Origin of the sequence: Mesorhizobium sp. M0761 (assembly GCF_040320205.1) — a bacterium.
Lineage (GTDB): Bacteria > Pseudomonadota > Alphaproteobacteria > Rhizobiales > Rhizobiaceae > Mesorhizobium.
On record NZ_JAMYPF010000005.1, the window covers coordinates 1 to 17,081 of the forward strand.

At 62.7% G+C, this 17,081-nt stretch carries 16 protein-coding genes and 1 riboswitch; of the genes, 5 read left to right on the plus strand and 11 right to left on the minus strand.

From position 1 onward, the window contains the following. Positions 1-223 precede the first annotated feature (223 nt). Positions 224-994, minus strand: a complete 771-nt coding sequence (locus tag NKI32_RS09790) for an ABC transporter substrate-binding protein (protein ID WP_023688688.1) — start codon at positions 992-994, stop codon at positions 224-226. Between the two features lie 101 nt (positions 995-1,095). Then, positions 1,096-2,190 (minus strand): 2'-deoxycytidine 5'-triphosphate deaminase, encoded by a 1,095-nt coding sequence (locus NKI32_RS09795; protein WP_353002553.1) that lies wholly within the window; start codon positions 2,188-2,190, stop codon positions 1,096-1,098. Between the two features lie 140 nt (positions 2,191-2,330). Then, positions 2,331-2,408, plus strand: a riboswitch (SAM riboswitch). Positions 2,409-2,465: 57 nt separating this feature from the next. Between NKI32_RS09795 and NKI32_RS09800 the strand changes: the two genes are divergently transcribed. Continuing rightward, the gene (locus NKI32_RS09800) at positions 2,466-3,656 is read left to right on the plus strand and encodes an O-succinylhomoserine sulfhydrylase (RefSeq protein ID WP_352543353.1); all 1,191 of its coding nucleotides are present in this window, start codon (positions 2,466-2,468) and stop codon (positions 3,654-3,656) included. Between the two features lie 11 nt (positions 3,657-3,667). On the opposite strand, the gene NKI32_RS09805 is transcribed toward NKI32_RS09800, so the two are convergent. Then, positions 3,668-4,819, minus strand: a complete 1,152-nt coding sequence (locus tag NKI32_RS09805) for a ceramide glucosyltransferase (RefSeq protein ID WP_352597371.1) — start codon at positions 4,817-4,819, stop codon at positions 3,668-3,670. A 221-nt stretch (positions 4,820-5,040) separates the two neighbouring features. On the opposite strand from NKI32_RS09805, the gene apaG reads away from it, so the two are divergent. After that, positions 5,041-5,433 carry a Co2+/Mg2+ efflux facilitator ApaG/CorD gene (gene apaG, locus NKI32_RS09810; protein ID WP_023669631.1) on the plus strand — a complete coding sequence of 131 codons (393 nt, stop codon included), beginning with the start codon at positions 5,041-5,043 and terminating at the stop codon, positions 5,431-5,433. 185 nt (positions 5,434-5,618) lie between these two features. On the opposite strand, the gene NKI32_RS09815 is transcribed toward apaG, so the two are convergent. The 3 genes from NKI32_RS09815 to NKI32_RS09825 form a co-directional block, all read right to left on the minus strand. Next, positions 5,619-6,650: an Hsp33 family molecular chaperone gene (locus tag NKI32_RS09815; protein ID WP_031195623.1), complete on the minus strand. Its 1,032-nt coding sequence runs from the start codon at positions 6,648-6,650 to the stop codon at positions 5,619-5,621. Positions 6,651-6,758: 108 nt separating this feature from the next. Then, the gene (argF, locus tag NKI32_RS09820) at positions 6,759-7,670 is read right to left on the minus strand and encodes an ornithine carbamoyltransferase (protein ID WP_023669629.1); all 912 of its coding nucleotides are present in this window, start codon (positions 7,668-7,670) and stop codon (positions 6,759-6,761) included. Positions 7,671-7,688: 18 nt separating this feature from the next. Then, on the minus strand, positions 7,689-8,888 hold the full coding sequence (locus NKI32_RS09825) for an aspartate aminotransferase family protein (RefSeq protein ID WP_023669628.1): 1,200 nt from the start codon (positions 8,886-8,888) through the stop codon (positions 7,689-7,691). A 358-nt stretch (positions 8,889-9,246) separates the two neighbouring features. Here NKI32_RS09825 and NKI32_RS09830 point away from each other — a divergent pair, with 358 nt between their 5' ends. Next, positions 9,247-9,765, plus strand: coding sequence for a GcrA family cell cycle regulator (locus NKI32_RS09830; protein WP_023669627.1), 519 nt, complete (start codon positions 9,247-9,249; stop codon positions 9,763-9,765). Positions 9,766-9,876: 111 nt separating this feature from the next. Here NKI32_RS09830 and NKI32_RS09835 read toward each other — a convergent pair whose 3' ends face one another. The 3 genes from NKI32_RS09835 to NKI32_RS09845 form a co-directional block, all read right to left on the minus strand. Next, positions 9,877-10,884, minus strand: coding sequence for a magnesium and cobalt transport protein CorA (locus NKI32_RS09835; RefSeq protein WP_023669626.1), 1,008 nt, complete (start codon positions 10,882-10,884; stop codon positions 9,877-9,879). A gap of 94 nt (positions 10,885-10,978) precedes the next feature. Next, positions 10,979-11,701: a phosphate signaling complex protein PhoU gene (phoU, locus tag NKI32_RS09840; RefSeq protein ID WP_023669625.1), complete on the minus strand. Its 723-nt coding sequence runs from the start codon at positions 11,699-11,701 to the stop codon at positions 10,979-10,981. Between the two features lie 115 nt (positions 11,702-11,816). Then, a complete protein-coding gene (locus tag NKI32_RS09845) occupies positions 11,817-13,082 on the minus strand; it encodes an ATP-binding protein (RefSeq protein ID WP_353002554.1) in 1,266 nt (421 codons plus the stop codon). Positions 13,083-13,184: 102 nt separating this feature from the next. On the opposite strand from NKI32_RS09845, the gene ppk2 reads away from it, so the two are divergent. Beyond that, complete coding sequence (ppk2, locus tag NKI32_RS09850; protein ID WP_353002555.1) at positions 13,185-14,090, plus strand: polyphosphate kinase 2; 906 nt, start codon at positions 13,185-13,187, stop codon at positions 14,088-14,090. Between the two features lie 201 nt (positions 14,091-14,291). Here the strand turns inward: ppk2 and NKI32_RS09855 are convergent, their stop codons facing one another. Both NKI32_RS09855 and NKI32_RS09860 read right to left on the minus strand, forming a co-directional pair. Continuing rightward, on the minus strand, positions 14,292-14,930 hold the full coding sequence (locus NKI32_RS09855) for an acyl-homoserine-lactone synthase (protein ID WP_023681954.1): 639 nt from the start codon (positions 14,928-14,930) through the stop codon (positions 14,292-14,294). A 275-nt stretch (positions 14,931-15,205) separates the two neighbouring features. Further along, on the minus strand, positions 15,206-15,937 hold the full coding sequence (locus tag NKI32_RS09860; protein WP_023669621.1) for a helix-turn-helix transcriptional regulator: 732 nt from the start codon (positions 15,935-15,937) through the stop codon (positions 15,206-15,208). Positions 15,938-16,240: 303 nt separating this feature from the next. On the opposite strand from NKI32_RS09860, the gene NKI32_RS09865 reads away from it, so the two are divergent. Then, entirely contained in the window at positions 16,241-17,050 is an 810-nt protein-coding gene (locus NKI32_RS09865) for an ABC transporter substrate-binding protein (RefSeq protein ID WP_502897938.1), read from the plus strand. The last annotated feature ends 31 nt before the right edge of the window (positions 17,051-17,081 follow it).

Consider the following 17,081-nt stretch of genomic DNA (forward strand, 5'->3'; position numbering starts at 1 on the left):
CTTGGCGCTGCGGCGGACGCATAGGGGGAGAGAAGTGTCACCTATGTATCCGGTTCAAAGTGTTACCCATCTATCGGCTGGACAGAAGGCGACAGAGGGGGTCGTTGCGCGTGGAGCGCTAAAGTCTTCCGCGGCTGAGAGGCGCTGGCATTCTATGCGCAGCGACCCCCTCTGGCCTGCCGGCCATCTCCCCCTCAAGGGGGGAGATTTGGCAGTTCCAACCTCAATAAATATCGAAATCGAAATACTTGGCCTGGATCTTCTTGTAAGTGCCGTCGGCGACGATGGCGTCTATCGCCGCGTTGAGCTTGTCGCGAAGTGCCGTGTCCTCCAGGCGGACAGCGATGCCGGCTTGCGTCTCGGTGCCCTTGACGTCACCGACAAGCTTGCAGCAGCCGTCGCTCGCCTTCTTCAGCCAGTCCATCAGCACGAATTTGTCGGAGATGACGGCGTCGAGACGGCCGTTCTGCAAGTCGGTGATCGCCTCTTCCTGGGTGGGGTAGAGTTTCGCCTCGGCGCCGGCCTTGCCATAGGCGTCCTGCGCATAGTCGGCCTGGGTGGTCGAGGCCTGCGCGCCCACCGTCTTGCCGGCAAGGGCTGCCGGTTCGGTGGAAGTGAGGTCGCTGTCCTTGGGCGCCACCAGCGCCAGCGGCGTCGTGTAGTATTTGTTGGTGAAGGCGACCTGTTTCTTGCGCTCCTCGGTGATGCTCATCGAGGCGATGATGGCGTCGAACTTTTTCGCCTGCAGCGCCGGGATGATGCCGTCCCAGTCCTGGGTGACGATCTCGCACTCGACCTTCATCTGCGCACACAGCGCATTGGCAATGTCGATGTCGAAGCCCTCGATCTTGCCGTCCGCGGTGATGGTGTTGAAGGGCGGATAAGCGCCCTCGGTGCCGATCTTTAATTTCTCCTGCGCCTCAGCCAGCGAGCCGGCCGATATCACCAGCATGGCAGCGCCCGCTGCCGATATGATCCATCTTGAAATCTGCATTTTGGTTCCCCTTGCGCGCCGTTCTCTTGCCGGCCACCGAAAGGCAGCCAAGCATGGTGAGGCAGCGCAGGCAAGTATTTTGCCTGACGGTGATCGAAGGTTCAGCCGGCGGGGCGGAAATGCTTGGAGAGCTTGAGGCCTTGCGCCTGGTAGTTCGAGCCGAGATCGGTGCCGTAAAGCGCCTGCGGCCGCTGCAGCATGTGTTCGTAGACCAGCCGGCCGACGATCTGGCCGTGGTCGAGGATGAACGGCACTTCGTGGCTGCGCACTTCGAGCACCGCCCGGCTGCCGGTGCCGCCTGAGGCCGAATGGCCGAAGCCCGGATCGAAGAAGCCGGCATAGTGAACACGGAATTCGCCAACCAGCGGATCGAAGGGCGTCATCTCGGCGGCGTAGAGCGGCGGCACGTGCACGGCTTCGCGGCTGACCAGGATGTAGAACTCGTCCGGGTCGAGCACCAGTTCGCCGGCGCCGCTCTTATAGAGCGGCTCCCAGAAATCGGCGGCATCCTGGGCGGCGCGCTTGTCGACATCGATCAAGCCGGTGTGATGCTTGCCGCGATAGCCGACCAGGCCGTTCTGGTCGCCGTCAAGATCGATCGACAGCGCAATGCCGCCGCCGGAAATGTTGGGCGGCTCGGTCGCCACCAGCATCTCGGCGCGGTGCAATTCGTTCAGCTCTGCCTCCGACAACAGCGCGTTGCCGGTGCGAAAGCGGATCTGCGACAGTCTCGATCCAGCGCGTACGACGATCGGGAAGGTGCGCGGACTGACTTCAAGATAAAGCGGTCCGTGATAGCCGGCGGCGATCTTGTCGAACTCATGGCCGCGATCGGTCATCACCCGGGTGAAGATGTCGAGCCGGCCTGTCGAGCTCTTCGGGTTGGCCGAGGCCGACACGTTTGCGGGCAGCGCCAGGCTTTCGAGCAGCGGCACGATGTAGACGCAGCCGGTTTCCAGCACCGCGCCCTCGGCGAGACTGAACTCATGCAATTTCAGCCGGTGAAGCTTGTCGGCCACCAGATGATCGGGACCCGGCAGGAAGGAGGCGCGCACGCGAAAAGCCTTGTCGCCGAGCCTCAGATCGAGGCTCGCCGGCTGCACCTGGTCGACATCGAGCGCGCGCGGCGACTCCAGCGCGCCGGACTGAAACAGCGCGGAAATGTCCTGATCGGGAAGAATGCCTGTCTGCCGCAAAAGGCTGGCTCCGCTCCAAGGTCGGTCTCTTTGTGGCAGGTTCTTGCCGCAAAACCGCTGGATATTATTGCGGAACCTGCCTAGTACAAACCTCTTAATGAAGCCGGCAATTGACGCAAGCGCAGGTGAGGTCTAAAGGGTCGTTATCCCGTGGTGATTTGGCCGGTCGGCTTGCAGCCACGTTAAACAAGTCGCTAAAGGACCGTCGGGCCGCAAGGCCATATGGACCGGTTGCGACTTTCGCGGCCGGTTTTTTTGTGTCTGGAACAAAAGCGATGAGCACCAAGAAGCGTAACTGGAAACCTCAGACCGCACTCGTGCACGGGGGAACGCTGCGTTCCCAGTTCGGCGAGACGTCCGAAGCGATGTACCTCACCCAAGGCTATGTCTACGAGACGGCGCAGGCTGCCGAGGCCCGTTTCAAGGGCGAGGAGCCGGGCTTCATCTATTCGCGCTATGCCAACCCTACCGTCGACATGTTCGAAAAGCGCATGTGCGCGCTGGAGGGTGCCGAAGATGCGCGCGCCACGGCGTCCGGCATGGCTGCGGTGACGGCAGCGCTCCTGTGCAGCGCCAAGGCCGGCGACCATATCGTTGCGGCGCGCGCGCTGTTCGGCTCCTGCCGCTGGGTGGTGGAGACGCTGGCGCCGAAATACGGCATCGAGGCAACGCTGGTCGACGGGACCGACATCGCCAACTGGGAAAAGGCGGTGCGGCCGAACACGAAACTGTTCTTCCTGGAAAGCCCGACCAATCCGACGCTGGAAGTGGTCGACATCGCAGCGGTGGCGGCGCTCGCCACCTCGATCGGCGCCAGGCTGATCGTCGACAATGTCTTTGCCACGCCCTTGCAGCAGAAGCCCTTGCAGCTCGGCGCCCATATCGTCGTCTACTCCGCGACCAAGCACATTGACGGCCAGGGACGCTGTCTCGGCGGCATCATCCTGTCGGACAAGAAATGGATCGACGAGAATTTGCACGACTATTTCCGCCACACCGGCCCGAGCCTGTCGCCGTTCAACGCCTGGACGCTGCTCAAGGGCCTGGAGACGCTGCCGGTTCGGGTGCGCCAGCAGACGGAAAGCGCGGCCAAGATCGCGGATTTCATGGCAGGACGGCCGGAAATCGCCCGCGTCATCTATCCCGGCCGCGCCGACCACCCGCAGGCCGACATCGTCAAGAAGCAGATGACGGGCGGATCGACGCTGATCTGCCTCGACGTGAAGGGCGGCAAGCAGGCGGCCTTCGCCTTGCAGAACGCGCTCGACATCGTGCTGATCTCCAACAATCTCGGCGACGCCAAGAGCCTGATCACCCATCCGGCGACCACCACGCACAAGAACCTCAGCGACGAAGCTCGCGCCGAGCTTGGCATCGGGCCGGGAACGCTCAGGCTGTCGGTCGGTCTTGAGGATACGGACGATCTGCTGGAGGACGTTGCGCAGGCGCTGAAGGCAGCCGGGTAGGCCGCGAGGCGTCACGCTCCCGACGAAGCCTCTTCCAGCTCGGCTGCCTTGGTGCCGATGATCATGGTGTTGCCGCGCCAATCGACGGCGCCGCTCAGCCAGCCGCGCGCCCAGATGGCGGGAAGCATCATGTCGCGGACCATCATCGCCGGGACCATGCGCAGCGACAGATGCCAGCCCTTGGCCGCGGCCAGCGCGCATTCGGGAATGTAGGCCGCCGTCAGCACGGCCAACACCGTGGCCGGCAGGCTGATGCCGGCACTTGCTGCCGCCACCAGCGCCAACGCCAACGGCACGGCGACGCCGGTCAGGATCTCGGGTGCGAAAAACAGCGGGAAAGTGACGCGGCGCAACCGCGCCCAGCGCGCCTGACGCGACCAGATGTCGGCAAGTCGGCGCTGCCCCAGTGGTTGCTCGAAAGGCGAGGCAACGAGATTGACGCGCAGGCCCAGTCCGTTGACCAGCTTGGTTGCAGCAGCATCCTCGGCGATCTCGGCGGCCAGCGCGCGGATACCGCCATTGGTATCGAGCATCGGCTTGTTCCACAGCATGCTCTTGCCCTGGGCAAAGCCGAGGCCAAGCGCCTCGCCGGCATATTGCCAGCGCGCCTGCAGCGTGTTGAGGAACGCGCATTCGACCTCGGCCCAAAAGCCATCCGGCCGAGAGCCGATCGGCGTCGAGCAGATAAGCCCGGTATTGGTCCGCCAGGCCGCCATCAGGTGCTGGACGTAATCCCTTGGCATCAGCACGTTGGAATCCGCCAGAATAACCCAATGATAGCGCGCCGCTTCCCAGCCCTTGACGCAGTTGTTGAGCTTCGGGTTGCTGCTGACGCGGTCGTCGCCGATCAGCAGCCGGGCCGGCACGTTGGGAAACAGGACGATCGCCCTGTTTATCAGTTTGACGACGGGATCGTCGGCGTGAGCGACGCAGAAGATCAGTTCGTAGCGCGGCCAGTCGAGCGAGAAGGCTCGCTGCAGCGTCTCTTGTGTGAACGGCTCCACGCCGCGCGACGGCACGACGATCGAGACCGGTGGCTGCTCGCCGGACGGCGGAGGGATAAGGCGACGCGCTTGCAGTTTCGACGAAGCAAGCAGGATGCTGGCGAGATTGGAAAGAAGCAAAGCGGAGGAAGCGAAGGCGGCTGTGAGAGCTGGTTCCATCGAGATCTGGTCACTCCGGAAAGGCCGCTCGCGGCTGCTTTGTCAGTCGACAGATGGGCCTTGAGTCGCCGGCAAGGTTTGCGCACACCAACATTGTCATGTGTCACTTAAATGACATTGTTTGTCGGCACTGCGCTTTGAGGCTGTCAGGACATGCCGCTCTGCGCGTATCAAACCGCATGGCGCGACAAATGTTCCCTGCTGCGCAACCGGAGCAGCCCATGTACCGCGCCGTCACGCGCAACATCGAAGTGCAGGTCAGACCGTTCTACCTGGAGGACCGCTCGGACCCGGCGGAGAACCGTTATGTCTGGGGCTACCAGGTGACGATCGACAACCAGTCGGACGATTTCGTGCAGCTTATGGCGCGTTACTGGCACATCACCGACGGCAGCGGCCGGGTCGAGGAAGTGCGCGGCGCCGGCGTGGTCGGCGACCAGCCTGAGCTCAATCCCGGCGACAGCTATCAATACACGTCAGGCTGCCCGCTCTCGACGCCCTCCGGCTTCATGGTCGGCCACTACACCATGCGCAACAAAAAGGGCGAGACGTTCGACGTCGCTATTCCCGCGTTTTCGCTGGATCTGCCGGGGACCCGACGGACGGTGAATTAGGGGTTTTCTCCCCGTCACTATACGGGGAGAAATGCCCGGCAGGGCAATGAGGGGCAGCGCCAGAGTCATGAGGTTATCTTCCACGCACATGACCTAGGCTATGCGCGGCCATTCACCAAAGTTCGCGCTGCCCTCATCCGCCCTTCGGGCACCTTCTCCCCGTGAACGGGGAGAAGGAAGAGATGCTACTGAGTTGCAAACTCCGCCGGGTCGAAGTCGTACTGCTTCGAGCAGAACTCGCAGGCGACGTGGATGCCGCCATCTTCGGTGCTGTCCTTGATCTCCTGCGCGGAAAACCCCTCGAGGATGCCGCGTATCTTGTCCCTTGAGCAGGAACATTGGTCGGCGACCGGCACGCCGCCGAAGACGCGCACGCCATGTTCGTGGAACAGCCTGTAGAGCAGCCGCTCGGCGCCGATGGTCGGGTCGATCAGCTCGGTCGGCTCGATGGTGCCGAGCAGCGCCACCAGCTCGCGCCACGAATTGTCGGCCGGCTCCTGCGTCACGTCACGCGGATCGCCGTCGCCGCCCGAAATGTCGGGCACGCGCATGCGCTCGGGTGACTGCGGCAGGAACTGCGCCAGGATGCCGCCGGCGCGCCACTGCTCACGAGCGCCGCCGGGACCTGGCGTCAGAAGCTTGGCCACCGACAGCCTGAGGTCGGTCGGGATCTGCTCCGACTGGCGGAAATAGGTGCGCGCGGCGTCCTCCAGCGTCTCGCCGTCGAGCTGGACGATGCCCTGATAGCGCTGCGTGTGCGCGCCCTGGTCGATGGTCAGCGCCAAAACGCCGCTGCCCAGCAGCGTCTGCTGCGAGGTCTGGCCTGCGGCCACCAGGGCCTCCAGCCGGTCGGCGTCGAAACGCGCATAGGCGCGCAATGCCGAAGGCGTGGAGAAATCCGCGACCAGCATGTCGACCGGGCCGTCGGTGCGGGTCTGCAGGATGAACTTGCCTTCGAATTTGAGCGAGGTGCCGAGCAGCACCGTCAGCACACAGGCTTCCGCGAGCAGGCGGGCGACCGGCTCGGGATAGTCGTGACGGTTGAGGATGGCGTCGAGCATCGGCCCGAGTTGCACGGTGCGGCCGCGCACGTCGAGCGGGCCGACCTCGAAGGGTACGACATGATCGTCGCCGGCATAGCCGAACTCGCCGAGTTTGGGGTGATGTTCAGTCACTTGATGCGTTTCCAACATGACAAAGCTCCAGGGCGCGGCCATGCGGCCCGGAGGGGTGCATGCGTCCAAACGCGCTTGATTTGCGTGATGGGGCGCAAATAGGCATCGCGCCGCCCCGGATCAAGCGCTTGGAGATCAAGCGCCTGGAGATCAAGCGCCCAGACACCAGGCCAAAACCGCCTTCTGGGCGTGGAGCCGGTTCTCGGCTTCGTCGAAGACAACCGAATGCGGACCGTCGATGACCTCGTCGGTGACTTCCTCGCCGCGATGCGCCGGCAGGCAGTGCATGAACAGGGCGTCGGGCTTGGCCCTGGCCATCAGCGCCGCATTGACCTGATAGGGCGAGAAGACATTGTGGCCGCGGGCGCGGTGTTCCTGGCCCATCGACACCCAGCAGTCGGTGACGATGCAGTCGGCTTGGTCGACGGCTTCCTCAGGCGAGCGGGTGAAGTGCAGCTTGCCGCCATTGCTCTTCGACCAGTCGATATGCTTTTGCGCCGGCTCGCTGCCTTCCGGCACTGCGACGTTCAGGTTGAAGCGGAACCGCGCCGAAGCTTCGAGCAGCGAATGCAGCACGTTGTTGCCGTCGCCGGTCCAGGCGATGGTCTTGCCGGCAACCGGACCGCGATGCTCCTCGAAGGTCATGATGTCGGCCATCAGCTGACAGGGATGGGTGTCGTCGGTCAGCCCGTTGATGACCGGAATCGTGGCATTCTCGGTCAGCTCGAGCAGCCGCTCATGCGACGTGGTGCGGATCATGATGGCGTCGACATAGCGCGACAGCACCTTGGCGGTGTCGGCAATGGTCTCGGAACGGCCGAGCTGCATTTCGGTGCCGGTCAGCATGATGGTCTCGCCGCCGAGCTGTCGCATGCCGACGTCGAAGGACACGCGCGTGCGCGTCGACGGCTTGTCGAAGATCATGGCCAGCACCTTGCCTTCGAGCGGTTTGGTCCGTTCGCCGGCCTTGAGGCGCGCCTTGCGCACCACCGCATCGTCCAGCATCAGGCGCAGATCGCCTTCGGAAACGGCGGAAAGATCGGTGAAATGGCGAAGGCTCATCGGGAATGGTTCTCGGGATTACTTCGCGGCGGCCGCGGCGATGGCGTCGGTCAGGCCCTTGGCGCCGGCGCGGATGCGATCGAGCGCTTCGCCGATCTCGGCGTCGGTGACGGTCAGCGGCGGCAGCAGACGAATGACGTTGTCGCCGGCCGGCACCGCCAGCAGATGCTGGTCGCGCAGCGCCATGTTGACCTTGGTGTTGGGCATGGCGCATTTCAGGCCAAGCATCAGGCCGCTGCCCCTGATGCCTTCGATGACATCGGGAAATTCGTCGGCGACCGCCGCCAGGCCCTGCTTCATCAGCAATGCCTTGCGCTGGACGTCTTCGAGGAAGCCGTCTTCCAGCACGACGTCGAGCACAGCGTTGCCGACCGCCATGGCCAGCGGATTGCCGCCGAAAGTGGTGCCATGCACGCCTGCCGTCATGCCGACGACAGCGTCGTCGGTGGCGAGGCACGCGCCCATCGGGAAGCCGCCGCCAATGCCCTTGGCAATCGCCATGATGTCGGGCGTCACGCCGGTCCATTCATGCGCGAACAGCTTTCCGGTGCGACCGATACCGCACTGGACCTCATCGAAGATCAGCAGCAGGCCGTGCTGGTCGCAGAGCTGCCGCAGCCGTTTCAAGGATTGCGTCGGCACCGGGCGGATGCCGCCCTCGCCTTGCACCGGTTCGATCAGGATCGCGGCGGTCTCTGGTGTGATCGCCTTCTCGGCGGCGTCGATGTCGTCGAAGCCGACCTGGTCGAAGCCTTCGACCTTGGGCCCAAAACCTTCGAGATATTTGTACTGGCCGCCGGCGGCGATGGTCGCCAGCGTGCGGCCGTGGAAGGCGCCTTCGAAGGTGACGACCCGGAAGCGCTCGGGATGGCCCTTGACGAACTGGTAGCGCCGCGCCGTCTTGATCGCGCATTCGAGCGCCTCGGCGCCGGAATTGGTGAAGAACACCTTGTCGGCGAAGGTGGCGTCAGCCAGCCGCTCGCCGAGCCGGGTCTGCCCCGGGATCTCGTAGAGATTGGAGACGTGCCAGAGCTTGGCCGCCTGTTCGGTCAGCGCCGAGACCAGATGCGGATGGCTGTGGCCCAACGAATTGACCGCGATGCCGCCAGCGAAATCGAGATATCGCTCGCCCTTGTCGGTAACCAGCCAGGTGCCTTCGCCATGATCGAAGGCCAAAGGGGCGCGGGCAAAGGTCTCGTAAAGCGCCGAACCGCTCATTATATGCGTCTCCGGTACCGGAAAAATCAAAAAAGCCGCCAAAGCGGCGGCCTTTGCGGCTTATCGTGTTTTTCGGCCATGAAGTCAACGAAAACGTCGTGCAGAGGCGCGTGGCCAGCTCCCGACGAGACGCCGGCTCATAAGCGACCGGGCAAGTTGGGGAAAACCTAAAAAACCGATTCGTGTTGCACCTGGGACTCTTGTCACCGAGTCAACACATGAGGTAATTGTAGTCGGGAAATAACTAGATTTCGTGCGGCGGACCTAATCACCTAATATATGTGGTGTCTGCCCCGGCAAAGATTGCCGGGTCGGGAACGGATTCCGGCTGCCGCACACTTAGCAGGAGCGCGGTCTCATGAACTGGACTGACGAGCGGGTCGAACTTCTCAGGAAACTGTGGTCGGAGGGCTTGAGCGCAAGCCAGATCGCCGCACAACTCGGCGGGGTCAGCCGCAACGCGGTCATCGGCAAGGTGCACCGGCTGAAGCTGTCGGGCCGCGGACGCTCGACCGCGACGCCGGCGCGTCAGAAGAAGACAACGCAGGGATCTTCGATCCAGAAATCGGTGCCGCGCGCCGCAACCACGCAGCGCCATGTCACGACGTCGATCGGGGCGAACGCGCTGCAGGCGCAGTTCGACGCCGAGCCAGTGGCGCGCCACTACATCCGCCCGGTCGAAAACGTCGTCGTGCCGATCTCGCGGCATCTGCAGCTCACCGATCTCACCGAGCGCACCTGCAAATGGCCGAATGGCGACCCGCTGTCGGAAGACTTCAACTTCTGCGGCAACGAGGCGGCCGAAACCGGACCTTACTGCAAGTACCACGCAAGGGTGGCGTTCCAGCCGGCTTCAGAGCGGCGCAGAAGCCGGTAGTTAGGAATAGGGATTGGGGACTGGGCAGTAGGGAATGGGGTAGCGCTCGTGAGGCGCTACCTTATTCTGCCTACTGCCTACTGCCTACTGCCTACTGCCTACTGCCTACCATCACAGCCACCCACTCTTCCGAAATCGCCAATACAAAAACGAGCAGATCAGCGCGATCGAGACCAATACGACGGGATAGCCGTATTGCATCTTCAGCTCCGGCATGTCGTCGAAATTCATGCCGTAAATGCCGGCGAGCGCCGTCGGCACCGCCAGGATCGCGGCCCATGAGGCCAGCTTCTTGGTGTTCGCGGTTTCCTGGCTCTGGCCGACCAGCAGGCTGGCTTCGAAAGCGAAGGCCAGAACCTCGCGCAGGCTGTCGATCTTTTCCTGCACGGTGCGGATATGATCGGTGACATCGCGAAACAGCGGATGCATGGCGGTATGGATCTGCGGCAGGTCGGCGCTGGTCAGCCGGCGGCAGACCTCGACCAGCGGCAGCGCCGCATTGCGCAGGCGCAACAGATCGCGGCGCAGCATATAGAGCCGCTCGATGTCGGGACCGGTCATCGGCTTCAGCAGCACCCTGTCCTCGATCGCCTCGACCTCGTCCTCGATCTGCTCGAGCACCGGCATGTAGTTGTCGACGATGAAGTCGAGAATGGCGTAGAGGACGAAATCCTCGCCCTTGGCCAGTGAGTGCGGACAGCTTTCCCAGTGCTGGCGCACGGCGGCGTATGAGGTCGAGGGACCATGCCTGACGCTGACGATATAGCCTGAGCCGACGAACAGATGCGTCTCGCCGAAGGTGACGCGTCCGTCGATCAGCTGTGCAGTGCGGGCAACGATGAACAGCGCATCGCCATATTGCTCGATCTTCGGCCGCTGGTGCGGATGTTCGGCGTCTTCGATCGCCAGTTCATGCAAATGGAATTGCGCCTTGACGCGCAGCAGAAGCTCGCGGTCGGGTTCGAGCAGCCCGATCCAGACGACATGGCCCGACTTCTTGGCCCATTCGCCGGCTTCCTCGATCGGTATGTCGGCGATGCGCTTGCCGGCGGTGTAGACGCTCGACGCGATGATGCCGGACGATGCCGGCGCCGGCTTGAACTCTCGGACATATTCCATCGCAGCCTCCTGAGCGCCTGGCCTTGCCAGGAACCGAGACGCTAACATCCGCGCAGTTTAGCGCAATATGATTAAGCGTTCGAGGGGAGCGCGATCACTTCACCGGCAGCGCCGGAAGGGCAATCTTGTCGGTCTTGTCGCCCTTGGGACGCTCGGCCGGCAACTGCTCGCCGGTGACGATGTAGTAGATCGTCTCGGCAATGTTGGTGGCGTGGTCGCCGATGCGCTCGATGTTCTTGGCGCAAAACAGCAGATGCGTGCACGGCGTGATGTTGCGCGGATCTTCCATCATGTAGGTCAAAAGCTCGCGAAACAGCGAGGTGTACATGGCATCGATCTGGTCGTCGCGGTCGCGAACGAAGCCTATTTTCTCGACCGAGCGCGAGGCATAGACGTCGAGCACTTCCTTGAGCTGGGTCAAAGCGAGTTCGGCCAGCGCCTCGAGGCCGCGAAACAGGCTGGTCGGCTGGCGGCCATCAATGACGCTGACCACACGCTTGGCGACGTTCTTGGCGAGGTCACCGACCCGTTCGAGGTCGGCCGAAATGCGGATGGCGCCGACGATCTCGCGCAGATCGGTCGCCATGGGCTGGCGCTTGGCGATGATGACGATGGCTTTGTCGTCGATTTCGCGCTGGCCCTCGTCAAGCACGATGTCGTCGCGGATGACCTTCTGGGCGAGGCCGGGATCGGCATTGACCAGCGCCTGGATCGCCTGCTCGACCATGCGCTCGGCATGGCCGCCCATCGCAGCGATGCGCTTCGCCAGGTATTTCAGCTCTTCGTCATAGGCGCTGACAATGTGTACGGACTGCATGGGCGAAATGCCTTCCTTAAATCTTTGGCCTTTTGAGTCGTTTCCTCGACCCCTGTGCTGATACGCTAGCCGGATGACAGAAAGAAGAAACAGGCAGTTAGCAGATAGTACCGCCTCAGCCTGCCGGCAAATGGACCGTGAACGCCGCGCCCTTGCCAACCTCCGACTTGATCGAAAGCCGGGCGTTGTGGCGCGTCAGAATATGCTTGACGATGGACAGGCCAAGACCGGTGCCTTTCTGCGTGCGGCTGCTCTCCACGTCGACGCGATAGAAGCGCTCGGTAATGCGCGGTATGTGCTCTTCCGGGATGCCCGGGCCGTAGTCCCTGATGGTTACATCGATGCCCGGTTCCGGGCCGGCCTCGCCCCGCGCGATCGACACCGTGACGCGTCCGCCAGGCTGGCCGTATTTGCAGGCGTTTTCCAAGAGATTCTCGAACACCTGGAACAGCTCGTCGCGGTCTCCGGGCACGTCGAGCGGCCCCTCGGCGTAGTCGCGTTCGATGACGACGCCGTTCTCGCTGGCGAGCGGGCCTAATGAATCGATGACGCTGTCGATGGTCTGGCGCAGATCGACCTCGGTTCCCGGCCTCAGGTAAGGCTTCATTTCAAGCCTCGACAGCGACAGGAGATCGTCGATGAGGCGCGCCATGCGGCCGGTCTGGTTCTGCATGATCTGCAGGAACTGCTCGCGCGCCGCCGGATCGTTGCGGGCCGGGCCGCGCAACGTCTCGATGAAGCCCGAGATTGAAGCAAGCGGGGTGCGCAACTCGTGGCTGGCATTGGCTATGAAGTCAGCGCGCATGCGGTCGATGCGGCGCGTCTCACTCTGGTCCTTGAATACCAGCACATAGAGATCGGTGGCGTGGCCGACCGAGGACGCGCTGACCCGGTAGGCCCGTTCCACCGGCAGCTTCTCGGTGTAGTCGACGGCATCGGAGGCGACGGTTCCCGACAGCACGCCGTCCAGCAAGGCCTGCATTTCCGGCGCGCGGAATTTTAGCGACAGCGACAGGCCGGGCGCGATACCGACAAAGGCGGCAAAGGCGGCGGCATTGGCGTGGACGATGGTGGCGGTGCGGTCGAAGATGATCAGCGGATCGGCAACGGCAGCCGCAAGATATTCGCCGGAAAGCCGCTGCAGCCCGCTCGCCTCGACCGTGGTAATGGGCTCAGCAGACCGGCTGGCGCCACCGGTTGGCAGAAGCGCGGCGGCCAGCAGCACCGTCAACGCAGCCAGGACGACATAGGCGGAGATACCGGCAAACCCATAAACGGCCATGATGGCGATCGCACCGGCGGCAAGCAGCCATCGGCTGTTCCACAGCCGGCCGGCGACGGCCTGCCCCGTGGTTGTCCGCTCTGCGCCGGTGTCAGCCATTCGTGCTTTCCGTGCTTCTGCGCCGGCCCCGCCGAAACTTCCGCTGGACCGGGTTTGAGGCCCCCCATAGCATGAGTCCGCAAGCTGGAAAGGTTCCTCTCGATGAAAAAAGCCAAGGAAAGTCCTGCCGCAGAGCCGGCAAAGGGGCCGCTGAAGATCAAGGTGGACGGCAAGGAGCGGGAGTTCGACATCGAAAACCCCGAGCTTCCCAGCTGGATCGAGGACCACAAACTGACCGCAGGCGACTACCCCTACGACAAGAAAATGAAGAGCGAGGAGTATGACGAGACGCTGGAGCGGCTGCAGATCGAACTGGTCAAGGCGCAGGCCTGGCTGCAGGCGACCGGCAGCAGAGTGATGTCGCTGTTCGAGGGGCGCGATGCCGCCGGCAAGGGCGGCACCATCTCGGTGCTGCGCCAGTATCTCAATCCTCGAACCGCGCGCAACGTGGCGCTGACCAAGCCGACCCCAACCGAAGTCGGGCAATGGTACTACCAGCGCTACGTCACCCATTTCCCGACATCGGGCGAATTCGTCACCTTCGACCGGTCCTGGTACAACCGCGGCGGCGTCGAGCCGGTGATGGGCTTCTGCACACCGGAACAGCATGCAAAATTCCTCGACGAGACGCCGCATTTCGAGCGGATGATCTCCAATGAGGGCATCTATTTCTTCAAATTCTGGCTCAACATCGGCCGCGAGACCCAGCTCGAACGGTTTCACGACCGCCGCTGGTCGCCGCTGAAGAACTGGAAGTTCTCGCCGATCGATATTGCCGGCATCACCAAATGGGACGACTACACCAAGGCGCGCGACCAGATGGTCGAGCGCACGCACAAACAGTTCGCGCCCTGGATCATCGTGCGGGCCAATGACAAGCGACGCTCGCGGCTGGCCGTCATGCGGCGCATCCTGTTGTCACTGCCCTATGATGGGCGCGATCTCGACGCCATCGGCAAGGAAGATAAGAAGATCGTCGGCGAAGGGCCGTCGTTTCTCGAGAAGTAGAGACTGGCCTCGATAGGCAGAGGCTGAAATTACAGAGCCCACCCCCACACGGAGGTGGGCTCTGTGGCCATTGTCTAAAGCGCATCGCATTTGAACGGATTCACGCGACGCGCTTTAGGTCTTTGTTTCATGCATGTCGTTCTCTCAAAACCGGGGCCACTTTGAGCGACATGCATTAAAGCGCGTCGGGTGAAGACAGTCTCACGACGCCTGCCGCATGCCGAGCATGTGGGGGGTGCCCCTGGCCAACACCGGGGCGTGATGGTTGCGGCGCGAACGCACGACATCCAGCGTATGCTCGTTGAAGGTCAGCAGTGTGGCGACGACCTGCTGGTTGCCATAGGTGCGCTGGTAACCGAGCGGCGTCGCCAGGAAGTGCAACTGCAGCGTCCGCAGCACCCACACCGGCTCGACCTCGATAATGACCTGATCGACATTGCGAGCAAGGCCCCATTCGACGAAGCCGGCGATCAGTTCGGTGCCGACCGTAGACACGCCGCGCTTGCCATCGCGAAAGCCTGGCGCCACCGCGTAACGGGTTAGCTCCCAGACATTCGGTCCCGAAGGGCGCTTTCCCTCGCAGAGTTCCGGCATCACATCGCTAAGGAGATGCGGCCGTGTGGTCGGCAGCATCCGATGATAGCCTGCAAGCTCGCCATTGCGTATGACAAGGTGGTGTTCGGCCTCATCATGGTCGAATTGATCGATTTCGAGGCCGTCCGGGCGATCGAGATCGGTCCACCGCATCTCATCGACGAAGACCTTGTAACGCAGGCGATGGACGGCCTCCCATAGGTCGGGACGTTCCATCAGTTGTTGAGTGGTAAGGGAAAATAGCATTAGCCGTCTCCTGGGCTTAAGAGGAAGATACGGCCGGGCTTTCCCGAAAAAATTGCGCGAAGGTGTTGGCAAGGATTTCCAGGCTGCCACAGCCGACATGGCTAATATAGCTGCGTCTAAACGCCTCCGCGATGGCGTGCACCCTGTTGGCGACGCCGAGTCTGCTTTTGGCGTTAAGAAAGCATTAGCCGTCTCAAGAGGACGACAGGGGCCGGTCTTTTCTGAAGATATGACGCCGACAATGCGGCCATAAATTTCGGGCCGCCAGAACCGGCCTAGCTGATATAGCCGTGCCTGACTGCTTCGGCGACTGCCTGCACACGGTTGGCGGCGCCTAGTTTGCTCTTGGCGTTGAGAAGGTGTTTCTCAGAGGTATGCTCCGAGATGCCGAGGATCTGCGAAATCTCCCACTCGGATTTTCCGACCGCCGCCCATTGCAGGCATTCGCGCTCGCGCGGCGTCAATTCAATGTGATCGATAGATTTGCCGGCCGTCGTTTGAAGCTGCATGGCGCGGCCGATGGCATAGGTGGAGGCCAGCGAGACCATTGCGAATTCGGCTTCGGACAGTTCGACCGCCTCACCGCCCAGCGAGACCAGCGCGATCTGGCCTTCGAGCGTGATCAGCGGGAAGGCGAGGCCGTCACGCAGCTTGAACTGGCGGGCGTCGCGCATTACCTCGGCGCTGCTCTTGTCGGCGGGCATGCTTTGAACGGCATCGCGCCATTGGAATGGCGCCCGAAACTGCTTCAAATGGCTGACGACCGGATCGTGGTCGACGTAGTTGCGCGATAAGTAACGCTCCAGCCATTCGCTAGGCCAATCGCAGAGCAGCACATGGTCCTTCGTCTGGCTGCTTGGTGTGCCGGGCTGCGGCACCGTTGCGGCTATCAGGGCCGTCAATCCGAAATTCGAGGTGACACTAAGTAGCTGCTCGCACACCGCAGCCGACGTGTCGGCACGCTGCACCCGGTCAATATATTCAAGTGTCCGGTCAAAATAACCCATCGCAACATCTACCCCATGTTGCCTACCGCTCTTGAGACCGATGCTACGTGCCTGCCCCGCACTTAGCCATCAACCCCGGATTGCAAGGCCACATCCTTAGCTTTTCTAACGCCAGCGACCGCCAACCCCGGGCCGACTCTGTGCGGCTATTTGCAACCTCGCCAGAGCATAACCCGAAATTTGCCCGTTGAAATCAAAAACAATTGTGCCTGCGCCGTTTTCGTATCACAAGCCAACGGCCAAGACGGGCGGAGTTTTTTCGTGACACCTCGCTGGATAGCCATCGCCTTGCTGTCGATGCTGATGGGAGTGCAGCCGTTTGCCGGCGCTGCGCGGGCAGCGGAACCGCAGGTACCGGTGCTTTGGGATGCCAAGGAGCGGCTGCCGAAACCGGACCTTTCGGCGCTGCCGAGGCTCAGGTTCCTCACCACAACCGATTTCCCGCCCTTCAACTTTCTCGACGGCACGGGCCGATTGTCCGGCTTCCACATCGACCTGGCGCGGGCGATTTGCGCCGAACTCGACATCGGCGACAAATGCCAGATCCAGGCGCTGCCCTGGGCCGAACTCGACGACGCGTTGCAGAAGGGCGAAGGCGAGGCGATCATCGCCGGCATCGCCGCTACGCCGGAGACGCGGGCGAAGTACAGCTTTTCGCGCTCCTATCTACAGTTTCCGGCGCGCTTCATCATGCCGAAGACCAAGGCCTTCGCGGAGCCGATCCTCGACAAATTGCGCTCGAAGCGGGTCGGCGTGCTGGCCGGCTCGGCGCATGAAAAGATGCTGCGCGATTATTTCGGCACCGTGCAGATCATCCGCTTCGACCGGCCGGAAGACCTCTACAGCGACTTGAAGAGGGCCAAGATCGATGCCGCCTTCGGCGACGGCATGCGCTTTTCCTTCTGGCTGGGCGGCACGGACGCCGCCGGTTGCTGCCGCTTCGCCGGTGGACCCTACCTGGCGCCGGAATATCTGGGCTCCGGCATGACCATTGCCACCCGGGCCAGCGACCCAGCGCTGGCCGCAGCCATGGACTACGCGCTGCAGGAGATATCGGTGAAAGGCACCTTCGCCGAATTCTACTTGCGCTATTTCCCGGTCAGTTTCTTCTGATCCGGTTCCCGGTCAGCTTCCTCTAGGGGCT